This is a genomic window from Bacillus sp. lyk4-R2A-2 (assembly GCF_030209735.1).
Taxonomy (GTDB): domain Bacteria; phylum Bacillota; class Bacilli; order Bacillales; family Bacillaceae; genus Bacillus; species Bacillus pumilus.
Genome location: NZ_JARVRK010000002.1, coordinates 37,227 through 57,223, shown reverse-complemented (window position 1 = coordinate 57,223; position 19,997 = coordinate 37,227). Strand labels below are relative to the sequence as shown.

General features: G+C 41.2%; 21 protein-coding genes and 1 other annotated feature. Of the genes, 6 read left to right on the top strand and 15 right to left on the bottom strand.

The genetic code is table 11. From position 1 onward, the window contains the following. Positions 1 to 24: 24 nt before the first annotated feature. Positions 25 to 396 (bottom strand): winged helix-turn-helix transcriptional regulator, encoded by a 372-nt coding sequence (locus tag QRN39_RS02040; protein ID WP_003217763.1) that lies wholly within the window; start codon positions 394 to 396, stop codon positions 25 to 27. Positions 397 to 551: 155 nt separating this feature from the next. On the opposite strand from QRN39_RS02040, the gene QRN39_RS02035 reads away from it, so the two are divergent. Both QRN39_RS02035 and QRN39_RS02030 read left to right on the top strand, forming a co-directional pair. Next, positions 552 to 1,739 carry an MFS transporter gene (locus tag QRN39_RS02035; RefSeq protein WP_284906062.1) on the top strand — a complete coding sequence of 396 codons (1,188 nt, stop codon included), beginning with the start codon at positions 552 to 554 and terminating at the stop codon, positions 1,737 to 1,739. 12 nt (positions 1,740 to 1,751) lie between these two features. Continuing rightward, positions 1,752 to 2,591, top strand: a complete 840-nt coding sequence (locus QRN39_RS02030) for an aldo/keto reductase (protein ID WP_251190203.1) — start codon at positions 1,752 to 1,754, stop codon at positions 2,589 to 2,591. Between the two features lie 45 nt (positions 2,592 to 2,636). On the opposite strand, the gene QRN39_RS02025 is transcribed toward QRN39_RS02030, so the two are convergent. From QRN39_RS02025 to QRN39_RS02000, 6 genes are all read right to left on the bottom strand, one after another. Then, the gene (locus tag QRN39_RS02025; protein ID WP_251190202.1) at positions 2,637 to 4,133 is read right to left on the bottom strand and encodes an extracellular solute-binding protein; all 1,497 of its coding nucleotides are present in this window, start codon (positions 4,131 to 4,133) and stop codon (positions 2,637 to 2,639) included. A 25-nt stretch (positions 4,134 to 4,158) separates the two neighbouring features. After that, positions 4,159 to 5,019, bottom strand: coding sequence for a carbohydrate ABC transporter permease (locus QRN39_RS02020; RefSeq protein WP_087976618.1), 861 nt, complete (start codon positions 5,017 to 5,019; stop codon positions 4,159 to 4,161). A 219-nt stretch (positions 5,020 to 5,238) separates the two neighbouring features. Beyond that, entirely contained in the window at positions 5,239 to 5,991 is a 753-nt protein-coding gene (locus QRN39_RS02015; protein ID WP_253622318.1) for an NAD-dependent epimerase/dehydratase family protein, read from the bottom strand. A 46-nt stretch (positions 5,992 to 6,037) separates the two neighbouring features. Next, entirely contained in the window at positions 6,038 to 6,940 is a 903-nt protein-coding gene (locus QRN39_RS02010; RefSeq protein WP_050943525.1) for a dienelactone hydrolase family protein, read from the bottom strand. Between the two features lie 130 nt (positions 6,941 to 7,070). Beyond that, on the bottom strand, positions 7,071 to 9,485 hold the full coding sequence (gene leuS, locus QRN39_RS02005; RefSeq protein WP_050943523.1) for a leucine--tRNA ligase: 2,415 nt from the start codon (positions 9,483 to 9,485) through the stop codon (positions 7,071 to 7,073). 97 nt (positions 9,486 to 9,582) lie between these two features. Beyond that, positions 9,583 to 9,804 (bottom strand) — a binding site (T-box leader). A 103-nt stretch (positions 9,805 to 9,907) separates the two neighbouring features. After that, positions 9,908 to 10,237, bottom strand: coding sequence for a DUF4257 domain-containing protein (locus tag QRN39_RS02000; RefSeq protein ID WP_223250657.1), 330 nt, complete (start codon positions 10,235 to 10,237; stop codon positions 9,908 to 9,910). A gap of 425 nt (positions 10,238 to 10,662) precedes the next feature. Here QRN39_RS02000 and ytvA point away from each other — a divergent pair, with 425 nt between their 5' ends. Beyond that, entirely contained in the window at positions 10,663 to 11,466 is an 804-nt protein-coding gene (gene ytvA, locus QRN39_RS01995; protein ID WP_003217570.1) for a YtvA family blue-light photoreceptor, read from the top strand. Between the two features lie 86 nt (positions 11,467 to 11,552). Next, a complete protein-coding gene (locus tag QRN39_RS01990) occupies positions 11,553 to 12,254 on the top strand; it encodes a coiled-coil domain-containing protein (RefSeq protein ID WP_137055386.1) in 702 nt (233 codons plus the stop codon). A 57-nt stretch (positions 12,255 to 12,311) separates the two neighbouring features. Here the strand turns inward: QRN39_RS01990 and QRN39_RS01985 are convergent, their stop codons facing one another. The 7 genes from QRN39_RS01985 to QRN39_RS01955 all read right to left on the bottom strand — a co-directional run bounded on the left by QRN39_RS01985 (position 12,312) and on the right by QRN39_RS01955 (position 17,199). Continuing rightward, a complete protein-coding gene (locus QRN39_RS01985; RefSeq protein ID WP_050943518.1) occupies positions 12,312 to 13,622 on the bottom strand; it encodes an ABC transporter permease in 1,311 nt (436 codons plus the stop codon). Then, the gene (locus QRN39_RS01980; protein ID WP_044142163.1) at positions 13,612 to 14,310 is read right to left on the bottom strand and encodes an ABC transporter ATP-binding protein; all 699 of its coding nucleotides are present in this window, start codon (positions 14,308 to 14,310) and stop codon (positions 13,612 to 13,614) included. The genes QRN39_RS01985 and QRN39_RS01980 overlap by 11 nt, the downstream gene beginning before the upstream one ends. 21 nt (positions 14,311 to 14,331) lie before the next feature. Next, a complete protein-coding gene (locus QRN39_RS01975) occupies positions 14,332 to 15,327 on the bottom strand; it encodes an ABC-2 transporter permease (protein ID WP_284906049.1) in 996 nt (331 codons plus the stop codon). After that, positions 15,321 to 16,199: an ATP-binding cassette domain-containing protein gene (locus tag QRN39_RS01970; RefSeq protein ID WP_050943515.1), complete on the bottom strand. Its 879-nt coding sequence runs from the start codon at positions 16,197 to 16,199 to the stop codon at positions 15,321 to 15,323. The genes QRN39_RS01975 and QRN39_RS01970 overlap by 7 nt, the downstream gene beginning before the upstream one ends. After that, positions 16,192 to 16,584: a GntR family transcriptional regulator gene (locus QRN39_RS01965; RefSeq protein WP_003217551.1), complete on the bottom strand. Its 393-nt coding sequence runs from the start codon at positions 16,582 to 16,584 to the stop codon at positions 16,192 to 16,194. The genes QRN39_RS01970 and QRN39_RS01965 overlap by 8 nt, the downstream gene beginning before the upstream one ends. A 17-nt stretch (positions 16,585 to 16,601) precedes the next feature. Next, on the bottom strand, positions 16,602 to 16,781 hold the full coding sequence (locus QRN39_RS01960) for a hypothetical protein (protein WP_003217546.1): 180 nt from the start codon (positions 16,779 to 16,781) through the stop codon (positions 16,602 to 16,604). 142 nt (positions 16,782 to 16,923) lie between these two features. Continuing rightward, positions 16,924 to 17,199, bottom strand: coding sequence for a YtzC family protein (locus tag QRN39_RS01955; RefSeq protein ID WP_003217632.1), 276 nt, complete (start codon positions 17,197 to 17,199; stop codon positions 16,924 to 16,926). 152 nt (positions 17,200 to 17,351) lie between these two features. Between QRN39_RS01955 and mnmL the strand changes: the two genes are divergently transcribed. After that, on the top strand, positions 17,352 to 18,317 hold the full coding sequence (mnmL, locus tag QRN39_RS01950; protein WP_012010971.1) for a tRNA modification radical SAM protein MnmL/YtqA: 966 nt from the start codon (positions 17,352 to 17,354) through the stop codon (positions 18,315 to 18,317). Next, the gene (gene mnmM, locus QRN39_RS01945) at positions 18,314 to 18,895 is read left to right on the top strand and encodes a tRNA 5-(aminomethyl)-2-thiouridylate-methyltransferase MnmM (protein WP_137055389.1); all 582 of its coding nucleotides are present in this window, start codon (positions 18,314 to 18,316) and stop codon (positions 18,893 to 18,895) included. Before mnmL ends, mnmM begins: the two co-directional genes overlap by 4 nt. A gap of 15 nt (positions 18,896 to 18,910) precedes the next feature. Here the strand turns inward: mnmM and QRN39_RS01940 are convergent, their stop codons facing one another. Further along, complete coding sequence (locus QRN39_RS01940) at positions 18,911 to 19,990, bottom strand: tetraprenyl-beta-curcumene synthase family protein (protein ID WP_050943513.1); 1,080 nt, start codon at positions 19,988 to 19,990, stop codon at positions 18,911 to 18,913. Positions 19,991 to 19,997: the final 7 nt, after the last annotated feature.

The following is a 19,997-nucleotide window of genomic DNA, read 5'->3' as shown; positions in this document are numbered from 1 at the left end:
CTCATAGGAGGAAGCGGGACTTTTTTATTTAAATTGTTCATTTAAAATGCTGTCTTCTAGCACTGAAAGCGGCTCTCCGTACACACGTTCAATATGAGCTGCTCCCCAATCACATAGCGCATTCAGAATTCTTTCGAGCGACTGACCGTATTCACTTAATTCATATTCCACTTTAGGCGGTACTTGCTCATACACAATCCGGTTAATCACCCCATCACTTTCAAGCTCTCTCAGCTGCTGCGTGAGCATTTTTTGTGTGATGTTTGGCATGAGTCTCTTCAATTCACTTGTGCGTTTTTTTCCATGTGTTAAATGACATAAAATCACGCACTTCCACTTCCCGCCAATGACCTCAAGGGTCGCTTCCACGGAGATATTATATTTTTTCTTTTCCATTAAATCCTCACTCCTCATTATACGAACAGGCACTTTTTAGTACCTATATTACAAAAAAGTACGTACTTTTTTTTTCGTCATCCATGTTAGATAATAACTCTTGCCGATCGGCTTCGTCTATCAAAATGTCATCTCAGAAGGATGTGAACTGATTCATGAAGAAAAAACAAAACCAATTTGCCCTTCTCGCACTAGCTATTAGTGCTTTTGCTATAGGAACCACTGAGTTTATTAGTGTCGGTCTTTTGCCGATGATTTCAGAGGACTTTGGAGTGAGCGTCAGCCAGGCGGGCTGGACCGTCTCTTTATATGCACTTGGTGTGACATTCGGCGCCCCTATTTTGACTTCTCTGACTTCAGCGATGAAAAGAAAAACATTGCTTTTGCTCATTATGCTCGTCTTTTTGATTGGAAATACACTCGCCACGATGGCTCCGACCTTTTCAGTGCTATTAATCGGCCGGGTCATTTCAGCCTTATCCCATGGAATCTTTATGTCCATCGGCTCTACGATAGCTGCAAGCCTTGTAGTGAAAGAAAAACGGGCAAGCGCGATTGCCTTTATGTTCACTGGTTTAACAGTAGCGACTGTGACGGGCGTGCCTTTTGGGACATTTCTTGGTCATGAGTTCGGCTGGCGGACATCATTCGGTGTGATTGTCATTATTGGTCTGATCGCACTAATATCTAACTATTTTCTTGTTCCATCTCAATTAAAGCAAGGCGTGAAAACATCATTTAAGGATCAAGCTGTTTTATTAAAAACAAAAAGAATCTTGCTTCTATTTGTCATTACAGCAACAGGGTACGGAGGAACCTTTGTCGTCTTTACGTATTTATCCCCTCTCTTACAGCATGTGACAGGTCTTGCGCCTGGGGCGGTGGCATTGATCCTGCTTTTATACGGGATCACGATCGCAGCTGGAAATGTCATTGGCGGAAAGGCTGCAAATGAGAAGCCAATGAAAGCACTCATTTACATGTTTATCATCCAAAGCATCATTTTGTTTATCCTTAGCTTGACTGCTGGATTTACGGTGCTAGGCATCGCAACCGTCATGCTGATGGGACTGTTTGCTTTCATGAATGTCCCAGGGCTTCAAGTAGCTGTCGTTGATTTTGCAGAAAGATACACACCAGGAGCAGTCGACGTCGCTTCCGCTATGAATATCGCTGCCTTTAATGCTGGTATCGCCATCGGCTCATTTTTAGGCGGCATCGTGACAGATACTCTTGGGCTTGTGCATACAGGCTGGATCGGTGGTATCATGGTCCTCATCGCTGCGATTCTCACAATGATTAGTTTTCGAATCGAACAACAAGAACAAAATCAAACCATCTAAGGAGTGTTCAATATGAATCATTTACAAAGTACAAAAACATTAAACAATGGAGTCCACATGCCAGGATTTGGTCTCGGTGTATTCAAGGTTGAAGATGGTGCAGAATTAATAGACGCCGTCAAAACAGCCATTCAAATAGGCTATCGCAGTATTGATACAGCGGCTATTTATGGCAATGAGGAAGGGGTTGGACGAGGCATACAACTTGGTCTTGCAGAAACAGGACTGCGCCGCGAAGACCTCTTTGTGACATCAAAAGTGTGGAATGCCGATTTAGGATATGAATCCACTCTACAAGCATATGAGGAAAGCTTGAAAAAACTTCAGCTTGACTATTTGGATCTATATTTAATCCATTGGCCGGTTGAGGGCAAATATAAAGACGCTTGGCGTGCGCTGGAAACCTTGTATCGTGAAGGAAAGGTGAGAGCAATCGGTGTGAGCAACTTCCAGCCGCATCATCTAGACGAACTATTAAAAGATGCAGACATCATACCAGCTATCAATCAAGTCGAGTTTCACCCAAAACTAACGCAGGAAGCACTCTATACGTATTTGAACACACATGGCATTCAAATGGAAGCTTGGTCACCGCTCATGCAGGGGGAACTGCTTCATCATCCGGTGATCAAAGAACTCTCGGACACATACGGCAAAACACCTGCTCAAATTATTTTGCGCTGGGATGTGCAAAAAGGCGTCATCACCATCCCAAAATCAACGAAAGCGCATCGTTTAAAAGAAAATGCAGACATATTTGATTTTGCCTTATCTGATGAGGATATGAAACGCCTTTCTGATTTAAATGAAAACAAACGGATCGGTCCAGACCCAGACAACTTTGACTTTTAATAGAAACACCCCCGCTCTTTAACTAGGCGGGGGTGTTGATGTTGATCATTTTGATTTTTTAAAGGAAGCTTCATATTCTTCTATGATTTTATTGCCACCATTTGATTTCCACTTCTCTACATCTTTCTTAAATTGATCTTCACTGATGTCTCCAAGAATGAACTTATAGGTCGCATCATCGATGATTTTTTTCAATTCATTTCCTCGTTCTGAGGCTGTTTCTGAATACAGGCTTTCAGCAGGGTTGGCGACGATGATCTTTTGATTGTCTTCTTCCAGCTCTTCATATTTTGTACGAACCGCATCCCCTTTATTTTTCAAGTAGCGTTTATCAATGCCTACTAGACTGACAAGCGGCTGTACATCTGTCTGCCAGCTTTTCACTTGGCTTTCTTCCCTGACAAATGTATTCCCTTCTTCTTTCTTATAATGCTCACCATCTATACCGTACGTCATGAGACCATAGACATCTTCTTCTGCAATGCGATCAAAGAAGGCCAAAATTCGCTTTAATTCTGCCTCTGATTTCACGCTTGTTTTAGGAAATGCGAAGATGCCATTATGACCACCTGATGCCCACACCCGTTCTTTGCCATCTGGACCTTTGATTCGGTTCAAGATATCGACTTTCATGTTTTTATCTGTCGCATCATCTCTCAAGTTCACAGCATCTACCATATTTCCAACATAGATTCCTGCTTTTCCTTGTGAGAATAATTCCTGCTGCTGTGTTTTGCTTGTCACAGGGAAGTCTTTGTTGATATAGCCATTATCACGCAGTTTCTTCATGTACTTCATCGTATTCATGTACTCATCTGTCATAAAGTCTGGCGTGAATTTGCCGTTATCTTCTTTCCAGTCTGTTGGCATTCCCTCATATGAACCCAGCGTTTTAAATGCCCCATAAATCAAATCGTTCCGATCCGTAAAGCCCATTGTATCCGCTTTTCCGTTTTGATTCGGATCTTTTTCAGTAAAGGCTTTCGCTACCTCATAAAGATCATCCAACGTTTTTGGTGTATCCAAATTTAAATTTTCAAGCCAATCCTTTCGAATGACAATTCCTTGTCTTGAAAGTGGTCTCTCTCTATAAATGCCATAAAGCTTACCGTCTATAGAGGCGTTTTTATTGATCAGTTCGTTCATCTTACTTAAATTTGGATAATCCTTTAAATACGGACCGACTTCCCAGAACATACCTGATCTGAATGCATTAATAGCAGACGAATTCTTAATGTCTTGAATTGTCACAATCTGCGGCAAATTCCCTGCGGCAAGGGCAGAATTTAACCGGTCTTCCTTCACAGCATCAGGCACCCACGTAATATCAAGTTCTGTATTTGTGAGCTTCTCAATCTCTTTTAAAACCGAATCTTTCGGCGGCTGCTGATGATACAAAATCGCCATCCATGTCAGCTTCACTTTTTTGTCTAAATCAACCTTTTCATTCGATGAACTTCCTTTGCTTGAACATGCGGATAGAATACCGCTTGCTGCAAATAACAGAACAAACGCAATCAACCATAATTTCTTTCTCCCCATAAGATCCCTCCGTTGTTCCTTCTTTTTAACCTTTTACAGAACCTAGTAATGCCCCTTTGTTGAAATGCTTTTGAATAAATGGATAGACAAGCAGAACGGGAATGGTGGCTACCACAATGACAGCCATTTTAATCGTTTGGTCTGGCGGTGGTGTGGATGATCCCATATCCGACATATCTCCCTGCATTCCGCTCGAAACAATGACAATCTGCCTTAGAAGTACCTGAATCGGCCATTTCACTGAATCATTTAAATACAGGATGGCGGTCATGTACGTATTCCAATACGTCACGGCATAAAAAAGTGAAATGGTCGCAATAGCTGGCAAAGAAAGTGGCAGCACAATTTTAAAGAAAATCCCTAAATCGTTACAGCCATCCATCTTCGCTGATTCCTCAAGGCTTGCGGGAATGTTTTGAAAGAAGTTTTTCAAGATGATCAAATTGAACGCATTGATCGCAACCGGTAGAATTAGTGACCAATAGGTATCAAGTAGACCAAGTGTTTTCACCACAATAAACGTCGGAATCATACCTCCGCTAAATAGCATCGTGAAGACAACGAGAAACATCAATGTTCTCCGGCCTTTTAACTCCTGACGAGACAGCCCATATGCCATGAGTGAGGACAAAAACATGCTGACAGCTGTTCCAACGAGTGTCACAAGAATGGACACGATAAGGCTGCGGTACACAATATCCGTAGAGAAAATATACCGATAGGCCTCTAAAGAAAACGTGGTCGGGAACAAGATAAACTTCTTCGTGATGACCTCTTCTACTGTAGCAAAAGAGGCTGCAATGACATGGATGAACGGAAGCACACATATTAATGCGAACATGAGTAGAAAAGAGTAATTAAATAAGTTGAACAATCGGCCTTTAATAGAACGATCTATGTTCATCACGCCCTTTCTTTGTAAGCGTTATCATTTTATCCGAAAATAAGCTGCAGCCTGTGACGATATCGTGATTAAAATGTAACAAATGGGGGAAGAAAGCGTCTATAATCATCTTGACAGTCCAACTGGGTCGATCCTGTCAGTCGTGCTTTTATGCTCATGAAACAAAAGAATAAGATCATCAGCTAATGACATGATTATGCCCTATGCCTGATCGTTTTCTTCAAGGATTTCCGTCGTATTCACATCGGGTCTATAGCCTAACTCCTGCTTCGTGTTTTCCGTAGACCAAGGCTTTTCTTCGTTTTCTGATACGGCATAATATGTCCCAAAGGGAACGGTCGTTTCAATCGCTGCCTTTATCATCCGTGCTAGATCCTCGTGTGAAAGAAGTGTTCGTTTCGTCCGTTCTTTCTCGTGTAATGCCTCCATCTCATCTGTCACAACCGTTCCAATCCGTAAATTGATAACAGACATTCCCGTTTGATCGTGGAACAAACGGCCTAGCTGTTCAGAAGCAAATTTTAAAATGCCATAGACATTTTGAGTCGCAGGTACATCGTTTGTTGTAATATGTCTCCCTAGTAAGGAGCGTCCATCTTTTTCATAACGATCGGTCACGTGATTGCTGCTTGCAAAAATGACTTTTCGTATGCCGAGGCTTGCAGCTGATCGAAACATAGAATAAGAGCTCCTCCAAAAAATATCATTCGTTTTTTCAAACTCCTCATGATTCATCACATCATGCGTCATCTCCATGTTTAAAAGGTGTATGATGACATCTGTATCTCGCGGAATCGCCTCATATAATTCCTGTTCATTCGTTGCATCTGCTAAAATGACTCCTTTTACACAGCCCGTTTGATCAATAATGGTGATCTCATACTCAGAAGAGAGCGTTTTTGTTAAAATACGGCCGATCACACCGCACCCGCCAATGATCGTGATCTTCTTCATGTGTCTCCTCCTTTCTAATGACGTAGTATGTCCAAGCCTTTATAGATTACAGCCATTTTTTTAAGAATCGAGTGGCCTCGTGACGCATAGCGGCTGTTTCAAAATGACCTGCATGAAGACCAACAAGCTGATACCGTTCTTTCAATGAAGCCGCTTGATAAGTTTGGCTCAATCCCTTTTGAATGCGAGCGACGCCTTCAGCAGGCGTGAGTGGATCAAGTTTTCCAACTAAGCTTAAATGCGGCCTTGGAAAAATCATTTCCTGAATATCAGCTGCCGTAAAGTGCTTTGCTAAGCTTGGTACATAGTAATAAAAACCATGCCTGTCTAAATTGTTCGTTTCAATTAATGTATGGTGATCGACCTGTGCGCAAAGATCAATACACACACTGACCCTCTCATCAAGCGCAGCCGTCCACCAGGAAAGAAGCCCGCCCATTGACATTCCAAAAATAGCTAACCGGTCCGGCAGCACATCAGGTCGAGACAGCACATAATCAATTGCACACATGCTTTCATACAGCATCATGCCCCACATCACTTTCCCTGTTAAAAGCATTTCCTTAAAAATTTCACTTTCGGTTCTTCCTCTTCTCTCACCAAATCCTGCATGATCAATAGCCAGAACACTATAGCCTTTTGAGGTGAACTCTTTCGCATATGAAGGCGCTTGCAAATAATGAGCACCCTTGATGAGCTCTTCCTTCCCATCGACGTAGTTCCCGCCATGAGAGTGCTGAAAGAGCACAACGGGTCTTTTTTTCACCGTATCCTTCGGCTTCACAAAATAAGCGGGCACTTCCTCCACACCATGGATTGAAAGAATGAGTGTTTCGATGACGTACGATTCACGATCCTCGACCTTTAACGTATATGCCTCCACGCGATGGCGTTCTGGCATTTCTCCTAACAGACTGAGCAGTTGTTCACGTTTGCTTTCCTTTTCCATTGACGTCACTCCTCCTTTTGTTGATCATCTGTTAACATACGAGATCGATCGTGCAATCACCTTGTTTTCGACAAAATTATGTCCCGGGAAATAAAGAACACCCACCGGTTCATACCGATGGGTGTCATCATTAATTCGCAACAATATTGACAAGCTTCCCAGGAACCGCAATCACTTTGCGAATGGTTTTCCCTTCAAGCTGTTCTTTTACACGTGCATCATTTTTCGCAAGCTCTTCTAACTGTTCTTTAGTTGCATCAGCAGGAACAGTTAATTTTGCTTTCACTTTCCCATTCAATTGTACGACAATTTCTACTTCATCGTCGACAAGCTTTGACTCGTCATATTGCGGCCATGCTTCATAAGAGATAGACCCTTCATGACCAAGTTTATTCCAAAGCTCTTCCGCTACATGCGGTGCAATTGGAGAAAGTAGTTTCACAAAGCCTTCTGCATATTCTTTCGGCAGTGTATCAGCCTTGTAGGCATCATTGATAAACACCATTAATTGTGAAATCCCTGTATTGAAGCGCAGACCTTCATAATGGTCTGTTACCTTCATCACGGTTTCATGATAGCTACGTTCTAATGCGCCTCCAGTTTGCTCTGTTATTTTATCACTGATTGTGCCATCTTCGTTTGTGAATAGACGCCATACACGATCAAGGAAGCGGCGAGCACCATCAAGTCCTGTTTCAGACCAAGCGATTGATGCATCTAAAGGTCCCATGAACATTTCATAAAGGCGCAATGTATCCGCACCATGAGATTCTACGATATCATCTGGATTGACAACATTTCCTTTTGATTTACTCATTTTTTCATTATTTTCCCCAAGAATCATTCCTTGGTTGAACAATTTCATGAAAGGTTCTTTTGTCGGAACAACTCCGATATCATACAAGAACTTATGCCAGAAGCGCGCATATAGAAGATGAAGTACAGCATGTTCTGCTCCGCCAATATATACATCAACAGGAAGCCATTTCTTCAGCTTTTCAGGAGATGCAAGCTCTTCTGAGTTATGCGGGTCAATATAACGTAAGAAATACCAGCAGCTGCCTGCCCATTGCGGCATTGTATTGGTTTCACGGCGTCCTTTTTTACCTGTGACAGGATCGACAACCTCAACCCAATCTTTAATATTGGCTAAAGGTGATTCACCTGTGCCACTTGGCTTGATCTCAGTCGTTTTAGGCAAAATGAGTGGAAGCTCTTCCTCTGAAACAGCTGAAGACGTTCCGTCCTCCCAATGAATAATTGGAATTGGCTCACCCCAATAACGCTGGCGGCTAAATAGCCAGTCTCTTAAACGGTAAGTGACTTTCTTTTCGCCTTTTTGATGTTCTTCCAGCCATGCAATGACTTTTTCAATCGCTTCTTCTTTTCCTAATCCATCGAGGAAATCAGAGTTAATGTGTTTTCCATCGCCTGTGTAAGCTTCTTTTTCAATGTCTCCGCCTTCAACAACTTCCTTGATTGGAAGATCAAATGTTTTGGCAAATTCATAGTCACGCTCATCATGGGCAGGTACCGCCATAATCGCGCCTGTTCCATAAGTAGCCAGCACGTAATCTGCAATCCAGATCGGCATCTTTTCACCATTTAATGGATTGATGGCATAAGCGCCTGTGAAAATACCCGTCTTCGTTTTTGCAAGATCTGTCCGCTCTAAGTCGCTCTTAGATTGAATTTCTTTCATATATGCTTCGACTGCTTCTTTTTGAGCAGCTGTTGTCATTTTTTCAACAAGTGCATGTTCTGGTGCAAGTACCGCATAGGTTGCCCCAAACAATGTATCAGGACGCGTTGTGAAAACAGTAAACTGTTCATCATGTCCTTCTACTTCGAAATGAACATGTGCACCTTCTGAACGTCCGATCCAGTTACGCTGCATATCTTTAATGCTTTCAGGCCAATCAATGTCTTCTAAATCTTCTAACAGCCTGTCCGCATATGCCGTAATCTTTAGCATCCATTGCTTCATCGGACGTCTTTCAACCGGATGCCCTCCGCGTTCACTTTTTCCATCAATGACTTCTTCGTTTGCAAGGACTGTGCCAAGCGCTGGGCACCAGTTCACTGGTACTTCATCGATATACGCCAATCCTTTTTCGTACAATTTCAAGAAAATCCATTGTGTCCATTTATAATAATTTGGATCAGTCGTGTTGATTTCTCGATCCCAATCATATGAGAACCCTAGTGATTGAATTTGGCGGCGGAAGTTATTGATGTTCTCTTCTGTAAAGACCGCCGGATCATTCCCTGTATCTAGCGCATACTGTTCTGCTGGAAGACCAAATGCGTCCCATCCCATTGGATGAAGAACATCATATCCCTGCATACGTTTCATGCGTGATAAAATATCCGTTGCTGTGTAGCCCTCAGGGTGCCCGACATGAAGTCCTGCTCCTGATGGATATGGAAACATATCAAGTGCATAGAACTTTGGTTTATCTTCCGAGTCAGATGTGGCGAATGTTTTATGTGTCAGCCAATAATCCTGCCACTTCTTTTCAATTTCCCGATGCTGAAAACTCAATGTGAAAACCTCCTTTAATATGTACGGCTGTATCTGCTCAGATGACCACTGCGAGAATTCAGATTTTTCTAAAATCAACAAAAAACCCTCATCCCTGGAAAGGGACGAGAGATTTTTTGGTTCCCGCGGTACCACCCTTGTTAGCGTAACTTTCTGTTTGTACGCTCACTTAATATCTTTAACGCAGACATGCGACAGAAGCTTTAACGCAACTGCAACTCTGAGGCGAGTTCAGAAGCAGATTTGATTGACTTTCACCAGCCGTCAATTCTCTAAAGACAAATACTGCTTTCCTACTACTCCTCTTCACTGTTCTTATCGTAACCGTCATCTAAGTAGTATTTTATAGAATTATGATCATAAGTGCAAGCAGGTTTGTATACAATGGGAATGTACCCTAGATCAGGGTAAAGTAGAGGATATTATTCGTGTGGAGATCGGTTATGACGGTTGGAGTCTGCATTCTGTGAATGCTGTTCTCTTACAAAATCAAAGCTTCGCAGAACTGCTTCTCCTCCGTAACCTGAAATAATTGATAAGATGACCAAGTGCAGACTAGAATCGGGATTTGAGGATAAGACAAGCAGTGTAGCGGCAATCATCCCAACGAGCCAATCTTCAATAAACCCTAAATAAATAAACTTTTTTGTCATTCTGGGCTTCTCTAGCCTGCCTTTTTTCTTTACGTGACCGAGAATGCCCATGACCCCTCCAATGGCGCAAGCAATAATGACTTGTTGCAGCATTTTCATCACCTTCCTAAAGCCCTTAGAATAGTAAAGCGACTTCAGGCTGTCCAGCCCCCTGTAATGCCATTCTGCTGTTCCGTCATAATCCATGTAAAAGGTCTATTCTCTCTAACGAAGAAAAAAAGCTTGTTTCTTCCATTATATGTGAATGACCCAAAACAATCTTGATGCATTGGAATCATTTTTACCTAATCCATATTGACTATTTTTGTCATTTTATGAATTATGAGCAATTGATTCCTTCTTTTTCTAAAGAAAAGTCTCCTTACTTACTATATTCTAATGGAGGACAAACTATGATGACAAATTTAACAAAGCCATTGCAATCGTTGAAACAGAACATATGTTATGTTACGTTAGTAAGGAATACCTTTGGTTGAAAAGACAACCATTTGATATGTCTGATAGCAGCAACAAAGGAGGGTAATATGGTCAGCTCGAACATCTTCGGCTTACAAAAACAGCTTGAACTCATAAAAAAAGCGCTAGATCATGCGCGGATCGGTGTTGTCATTACAGACCCTTCTTTAGAGGATAACCCTATCGTTTATGTGAATCATGGCTTTACACACATGACTGGATACAAACCAGATGAGATTCTTGGGCGTAACTGTCGATTCCTTCAAGGGAAAGACACAGATCAAAAGCAGCTTGATTTAATACGTCATGGAATACAGAATAAAACACCTATTACCACACAGCTAAAAAATTATAAAAAAGACGGTACTTTTTTTTGGAATGAACTCAATATAGATCCTCTATACATTGAACAAGATGATAAAACATTTTTCATTGGCTTTCAAAAGGATATTACGAAACAGAAAGAATATGAACAGCTCCTAGAAGATTCCTTACAGGAAGTCACCTCTCTTTCGACGCCAATCGTCCCAATCAAAAATGGTGTATCTGCTCTGCCACTCATTGGAAAACTATCTGAAGAACGCTTTGATGCCATTGTCGCGAAGTTAACTTGTATATTAGATGATTCAAAGGATGATTATTTAATTGTCGATCTTTCTGGTTTAATCGATGTCGATGATTCCGTTGCAGCACGCATTTTCAAGCTGCATCGTCTTCTTAATCTAACCGGAACCGAACTGATCATCACAGGGATCAAACCTCAGCTTGCAATGAAAATGAAAGACTTGGATACAGATTTTCAGGATACAATCACTTATTTGACGGTTAAGGAAGCAATCAAAGGATTACCATTAGCTGAAAACCCTGTGTAAAACAGGGTTTTTTTAGTTGAAACGCCCCCTAAAAATGGAAAAATGAGGTATGATAGGTGTAATAAAGGATGTAGGGGGGCTACTAGATGATGATGTTACTCTTCATAGGTCTTTTATGTGTTTGTTTTGCCATAGGATATGCCGTCAATTTCTTATTACTCAAACACCAGAATGCGCAGATCTTTTCAAAGAAACTATTTTATCCTTTCTTGATCTTGGGTCTCATCTTTTCCATTATGTCATTACCGTTTGCTGCCACAGATGCACCGAAGGCACAAGCAGATCCATCTTCAGAACAGCTGTTAAAGGATCAAAAGCAGCTCACATCTGACATAACGCGCTTAAAAGCTGATAAAGAGGAGCTTACCGCTTCTTTAGAGGACGCAACAAAGGATAAAGAAAAACTAGCGAAAAAGCTAGAAACCATCACCTCAGAAAAAGAAACAATCAAAAAGCAAGAAAAGACCATTCAAGCGCTTGAAGAGAAAATAGACAAGCTTGCCTCAAGCAACGAAACACTCAAAAAAGAGAACAAGAAAAGCAGCAGCGATACGGAGTCTTCTACCGTTCAGCGGTCCGCTCCTAAAGATGAAGGAAAAAGCACAGGCGGTCATGAGTCACAGAAGGAAACAAAAAAAGAATCTGCAGCCTGTAACATCAAAGGAAGTGTCAACGGTATTTATCACACACCGAGCAGCAGATACTACTCTAGAACAAAGAATGTAACCAAGCTATTCTGCTCTGTAGAAGAGGCAGAGCGTGCAGGGTACCGGGCACCTAAGCAATAGCTATACGAAAAAAGAACCTCCTGTCAGCCCAATTGGGTGCCTTAGGAGGTTCTTTTTTTAGATTTCTCTTCTTAATGCTGCTAATACATTCGTTTTTGTTGCTTTACGTGCTGGGTTAAGCCCTGAAAGGATTGCTACCCCTGCGCTAATCACTGTTGCTGTAATTACAAGGCTGAGCGGAATATAGGAGAAGGTGATCGAGAATTGATCGCTTGACCCTCCCTCTGACATGGACGACAAAATGGCTGGAATGATTAAATTGACGGCGAAACTAATGATATATGAGATGATAATACCGATGATCGACCCAATCACCCCAATGTAAGCACTTTCCATGAGGAACATTCGCTTGATAATCGATGGATTCGCGCCAATGGCTTTCATAATCCCAATTTCTTGTGTCCGCTCTGTTACTGCCATTGTCATCGTATTAAAAATACCAATTGCAGAAATAATGACCGCAATACATCCAACAAAAATAAGTCCAATTTTGAAGACTGTAAAGAACATATCCATTCCTTCGAGCTGATTCGTCACAGAGATGACTTGATAGCCCTCATCTGTCAGCTTATTCGTGAGTGCACCGACATTGTCGAATTTATCTGCATAAACAGAGGTCTTTTTCTCGACATTTCCTGCTTCAGGAGATAGATCGAGTACTTGACCAAATTCCTTTTCATACGCATTCGGAATAAAAATTTTATGATCCTCTTGCCACTCCAGATTCGGCTTTTTCAACACACCTACTACACGGAAATCAAATGTTTTTTCTTTGACGACTTCATTTTCTTCGTTGAGTTTTGGTACCTTGACTTGAATCACTTTATTTAAAATATCTTTCGTGTAGCCCTTAGGCTCTTTTGGTGTTTCTTCGCCATTTGATGTCTGATTTAATTTTTTTTCATAGGCTTGGCGTTCTTTTTTTGTCCACAGTTGTTCAGCCATATGATACCCGACCACAATTTCGTTCGCTGATGTTGGGACTTTTCCTCGGTCTAGCTCAAGCCCTGCTTCTTTTTCTTCTTTCATATCGGTTAGAGCAGCCTGCGTTTCACCTGAGCGATCATCGAGCTCGACGTTTACCAATGGAATGAGCGCCGTTCTTGAGACGACAGATTTCACATGATCATATTTCTTTAAATCATCTGTCTTGACGTCACCTTTTTCCTTGCCTAACACTTTCACTTCTGTGATGATTTGCTGTTTCATGATTTCATCTTGCGCCGATTTTTGCAGACCAAAACCGACAGATGCTAAAACGATTAAGAAAGAGCATGCCATTGTCGTCGCAAGAATGGTCATAAACACACGCAATCTATTTTTCTTCATGTTTCTTCTAATAAATTTGACCTGATCTCTAAATTTCAATGGATTGTTCCCCTTTCTTTAATACACCATCATGAAGCTGGAACGTTGTATCTGCGATTGAAGCGACTTCATCGTCATGTGTAATAATGACAAACGTGATTCCTTTTTCACGATTAAGCTGCTGGATAAAGGCTAAGATTTCTCCTTCGGTTTCTGAATCTAGACTGCCTGTTGGTTCATCCGCTAAAATAATAGATGGATTTAAAATCAAGGCTCTTGCAATACTCACACGCTGCTGCTGCCCGCCTGACAACTCATTCGGGTAATGCCCTGCATGATGTTCTAAACCTACTCGTTTCAGCATTTCTTCTACTTTCGCCTTTCGTTCAGACGGCTTCACACCTTTTAAGGTGAGCGGAAGTTCAACATTTTCATACGTCGTTAAGCTCCCGATCAATTGAAAGCTTTGAAAGATAAAACCAAAGTGATCTAAGCGGAAGTCCGCCCATTCTTTTTCATTAAAACCAGTCACATCGGTACCATCAATGACAATTTGTCCGCTCGTTGGCGTAATATATCCTGAAATTAAGTTCAATAGGGTAGATTTCCCCGAACCACTTCGCCCCACTATACAAGCAATATCGCCTCTTTTGATGGATAGGTCAATCCCTTTCAGCACAGGAATCTCATTCTCTCTGCCTTTTTTACCAATTGTAAACACATGATCTAACGCTTGAACTTGAATCATCTCTACTCCCCTACTCTCTGTTTATCTTTTTCGATATATTAAGAAATAACTTGTTAGTGCACCTACAACGCCGCCTATGATCATGCCAACAATATAACCCAATATGGAAGTGTCAGAAGAAAATCCAACCCATCCAAATCCTAGAACACCGAAGACAATGACCAAAATCTGAATCGGTCTATCCATTTTTGAGTAAAGGAAGAAACGGCCATTTCGTTCAATAGGATGCTTCATAAAGCTAAACAAACCAATAAGATAGAATACAATCATCATCACAATAGGTATGATGAATTCTTCACCAGTGAACCAAAGTGGATATTTATCTATATCTCGAAATTGAAAACGGTCTGTTATATAAGTAATTGGGGCGATAGGCATAATAAAGTAGTCATAACTGACATCGACCCAATGCCTATTCGTTCTTACAATAAAATCCAAATGAAACATCGGAAGCCAAATTAATAAATATGGCAATATCGCTGTACTGAATGTAACAATGGCTTGACTAATTGCGCTTCCTGTTAACGCACCTGCTGCAAGACACAGACTATATATCATTAAGGTTGATACGAGTGCAATGAAGTAACCACTATTAAAGTCAAACGTCTCTTTTGGTTGAGTGCCTAATATGAGTAAGTAAGTGAGAAAATATGACAACACATGAACAAGCGTTATGATTCCGGCACCTAAGAAAAACTTTGTATGATAAATGGTACTTCTGCTAAACGGCAAGGATAAAGTAAAATCAATTTGTCCTTTATTTCTTTCATATCCCAGCTGGATAATCGCAAAAAGCAAGCCCATAAGCCATGAAAGGGCGATAAAAATATCAGAACTGAAATTATAATAAAAACCATCATCTACTGTTGTACATGTCGTATCATTTAAACAAGTTTGAAAGGATGAGTATCCCAGTAAAAAGGATAATGGCGTCGCAAACACCGCAACCAGCATCACTAAAATAAATGTCAGCTCTGATTGCTTCCATTCCTTATATAATAATTGCCGCTTTACCATCTCCGTTTCCCTCCAAACTTTGCAATGAATACTTCTTCTAAATTCACAGGCAGTTCATGCCATACTTTTGGCTGCAGCGACTTCAAGTACTCTTTGGCCTCTACATCGGTTTTAAGAATAAGTGCTGTATAAAAAATGCCCGCTTGATCTAATATAGCAACGCCATTTTTTCGTATACTCAAGTTCATATCTTCTTCAAAAGCCATCTGGATTTTGACATAATCATTCTTTAATTCATCTAGATCCATGACACTTGTGAGTTGATTTCCTTCTAAAAACCCGATTCGGTTGCACATACGCTCAATATCCTCTAATCGGTGCGATGTGATGAGAATCGACGTTTCACGTTCCGCTACCTCGTCGATCATGAGCTGAAGAACATCATTTCTTGTGACGGCATCAATACCATCTGTTGGTTCATCTAACAGAATCACGGCTGGCTTGATCGCAAAGCTTAAAATTAATGAGAGCTGCTTTTTTAACCCTGTCGATAGTTCACGGTATTTTACTTTTTCTGGTATTTCATAGCGGTTCACAAGCTCATTGGCATATGTCACGTCAAACTTCGGGTAAATATGCTTTAACAGCTGGACAAGCTGCCCGTAATTGTATCTGTCAAAGTAGGGATTGACGACTGGCATATACACAATATTTTGCTTTACTAACGGGTGGTCTTTCACAAGCACGTCTTTAAAATAAATCTCTCCTTCATCTGGAAGAAGAATTTGCTGAATCAAGCGGAGAAGTGTTGTTTTACCAGAGCCATTCCTGCCAAGCAAACCAAAGATCTCACCTTCGCCTATTTTGAAGGAAACGTTACTGAGTACTTCACGTCCATTTAATGTCTTCGATACATTTCTAACCTCAATCAACTTTATTTCCTCCCTCGAGACTTGAGCCAATCTCTTCTATCCATTCCTTCAGTTGTTGAATATCAATACCGGCATAATGAGCTTCTATAATGAGTTGTCTTAATTGCTCCTTCATCTCCAATACCTTCCCTTCATTCAGCTTTAACCGAGCCTCTTCTGTTACATACGTACCGCGCCCTCTTAGTGTTTCAATAATCCCTTCCCGCTCAAGCTCCTTATATGCTTTACTGACGGTGTTCGGATTGGCGATGATAATAGTGGCGAGCTCTCTGACAGAGGGCAGTTTGTCACCAGGTTTCATTACACCTTTTAGACATAAAATTTTGAGTTGCTCAATGATTTGTTCATATATTGGCGCAGCGCTTCGTGGATCTATTTGAATCATGATGGCTCCCTCTTTCCTCATTCATGCTTTTGCAGTCCTATTGCTTGTTCATGCCCTTGCATTAAAGGGATTGAATTAAGTATCAAATCTTTTTGAACTTCAAAACCAATGAAAACGAGAACGAAAAAAAATGTACATGCTAACACAACAGCCAGCACCATCCACTTCAAATTGATTGGTTTTTTTTCTTTTTTCATGGTTAAACACCTTTCTTCACTTTTTAAGTGTCTTTAGTGTATTAGTTGATGTAGTACACTTAATACAATATAGACACTTAAATAAAAAGTCAATAGCCTTTCAAAAAATAAAAAACAGAACCTTTAAAAAAGGATCTGTTCATCATTCGTTGTCGTAAGAAATGCCTAAAATCATTTGATTTTGCAAGCTTTGCATTTGAACACGTGCCCTGTCTAACCGCTCTCTTTGCTGGTCATTGGCGACATCTTTTAATTTTTCTAATTCGTTCACCGCATCTTCAAGCATAAGCTGTGCCTTAGAAAATTCGTCCTCATTATAATGCTCTTGGCGTAAGTTCAAATCAAATTGCTCATTTGCAAACTCAAGGGTTTCAGTACTTTTTTGGATAAATTCATCGATTGACTGCCTTGTTGCCATCTTGCATTCCCTCCATTTCATCATTGCTCCCGCCTATTTTGCCCACGTAAAGCTTTTTCACTAAAGAAAATGTTGGACAGATTCAATTGTCCTCCTTCATGATTTTTGTTAAACTTTAAGGATGCCTATTATTACGCAAGGAGGTTACTGACTTGGATCAGCATAACCCTTTTTTATATTCAAACAGCGAAAAACGCTATCACACATGGAACTATCATTTGCGAGAGCACTTTGGTCATAAAGTTTTTAAAGTGGCCTTAGACGGTGGCTTTGACTGCCCAAACCGTGATGGTACTGTAGCCCATGGAGGCTGTACATTTTGCAGTGCCGCAGGATCTGGTGACTTTGCAGGAAACCGGGCGGATGATCTCGTCACTCAATTTAACGAAATCAAAGACCGGATGCATACAAAATGGAAAGACGGAAAATATATGGCGTATTTTCAGGCGTATACAAACACACACGCCCCGCTTCCTGTTTTAAAGGAAAAATTTGAAACCGTGATGAATTTGGATGGTGTAGTTGGTTTATCTATTGCGACAAGACCTGACTGCCTGCCAGATGACGTGGTGGAGTATTTAGCTGAATTAAATGAGCGCACTTATCTCTGGGTAGAGCTTGGTCTTCAAACGGTTCATGAACGGACAGCGATGCTCATTAACCGTGCCCATGATTATGAATGCTACGTAGAAGGTGTAGAAAAACTGCGAAAACACGGCATTCGTGTCTGCTCGCATATCATCAACGGCTTGCCTCTTGAAAACCGGGACATGATGATGGAGACAGCAAAAGCTGTTGCTGATTTAGATGTGCAAGGAATTAAAATTCATTTGCTTCACCTTTTAAAAGGAACCCCAATGGTCAAGCAATATGAAAAAGGCAAATTGGAGTTTCTAAGCCAGGAAGAATATGTCCAGCTTGTTTGTGATCAGCTGGAGATCCTGCCGCCAGAAATGATTATTCATCGTATTACAGGCGATGGCCCGATTGAATTAATGGTTGGTCCAATGTGGAGTGTAAACAAATGGGAAGTATTAAATGCCATTAATGCTGAGCTTGAAAGACGTAACAGCTACCAAGGAAAACGTTTCGTCAGATTGGAAGAAGCCGCAAAATGATCTTGAAACGCATGCTCCCTTTTAGTAAAGAGCTGTTAGAACGGGCTTGTCAAAAAGGCGACATCGTCATTGATGCAACGATGGGAAATGGCCACGATACACTCTATTTAGCTGATCTTGTTGGTCATGATGGACAAGTTTTCGCATTCGACGTACAAGAAGAAGCCATACAGCAGACGCGTAAAAGGCTTGGCGAGGGATATCCATATGTTCATCTCATTCACGATGGTCATGAAAAACTGGCTCAACACTTGCCAAGAGATGTTTATGGACATATCTCTGGCGCGGTGTTTAACCTTGGGTACTTGCCCGGAGGCGATAAAGCCGTCACTACTCAGGCCGAAACAACCATTAAAGCCATTGAGCAGCTCCTCGACTGGCTTAAACCCGGAGGTCTGATCGTCCTTGTGATTTATCATGGACACCCCGAAGGGAAAAAAGAAAAAGAAGTACTTCTCGACTATTGCAGATCACTTCCTCATGAAGAGGTACAAGTTTTATCATATCAATACATGAATATTCAAAACGACCCGCCTTTTGTGGTCGCCATTGAAAAAAAGCTAAAGCTCAAATCCTAATGGATTTGAGCTTTTTTATGAGGATTTCATCCAAGGCATTTTCTGATAGGTCCGGTAGGCTCTTCCGTTGATATAGAAAAAGAACGATGTTTTCCCGCTTGATTTGATCAGCCGTTTTGCCAGCTTATTCATCTCTTTTTGGGCTGTCACTTTTTCATCGGACAAATAGACTGCCAATAATCCTCTGTTAATTAATTTGTGAAAGTTTTCGTGCGGAATGCCTTTCAGCTGCTCATCCGCTTTTTCAATAAAATGCTGAAGTCTATCCATCATCTCATGATGAGAGGCATAGTAGGAGCAAAAGTTCAGATCTCCTCCAAGCCGGTCTTCTTCTTGGTCAATTAAATAATCAAGTAAAATGTGCAGACCTTGAATATAAGGGAAATAACTTTCATAAATTTGCTTCGCCTGCTTTTCTGTAAAGTCCGGTTGCAGCGCGTACGCCACAAGACAGAAAATCCCTAACGTTGATCCTGCACAAGCTGAAAATTCATACCATTCCATCTTAGGCAAATCCTTTTCATATTGGCGGAACCATGACTCTAGTCGCGGAACCCGCTCATGAGGAACGACGTGTTTATGTACTTGCAAATCACTGTAGTAATCGCACAGCGTGTGTAAATATGGCTGAATGATCGGATAATGCTTAAGACGCGACAGCACGTCTTGGCATGTGCGGACAAGCGCGTGTAAATATCCATGATCTTCTTGATCATCACGGAATTGGTAGTATGGCTTGAGCTCAGCATGAATATCAAGCGCATCTCTCATCGCTTGATGCAACATATGAAAATCTTTTGGATCAAGCGACGTACTGCGGTCACACAGGTTATCTAAGTAATCACTGATGGTTTGATACGCCACAATGAATTCAATACACGTTTCTTTCGCCTCACCTGCTAGAAGAGATAAGATACCTCCACCTTCGCAGTGGAAGGTTTTACTCGATATGCTCGCTAACGCCTGCGTACGCAGTTCTTCATTTTCAATCATTTCTGCATGAGCCCGCCACTTTTTTAGCTCCTGATGAACAAGCGGAAAAATATCTTTATACACCTTTGTCATCAGTGCAAAAGGACGCTCTGGTACTGACAAATCAATC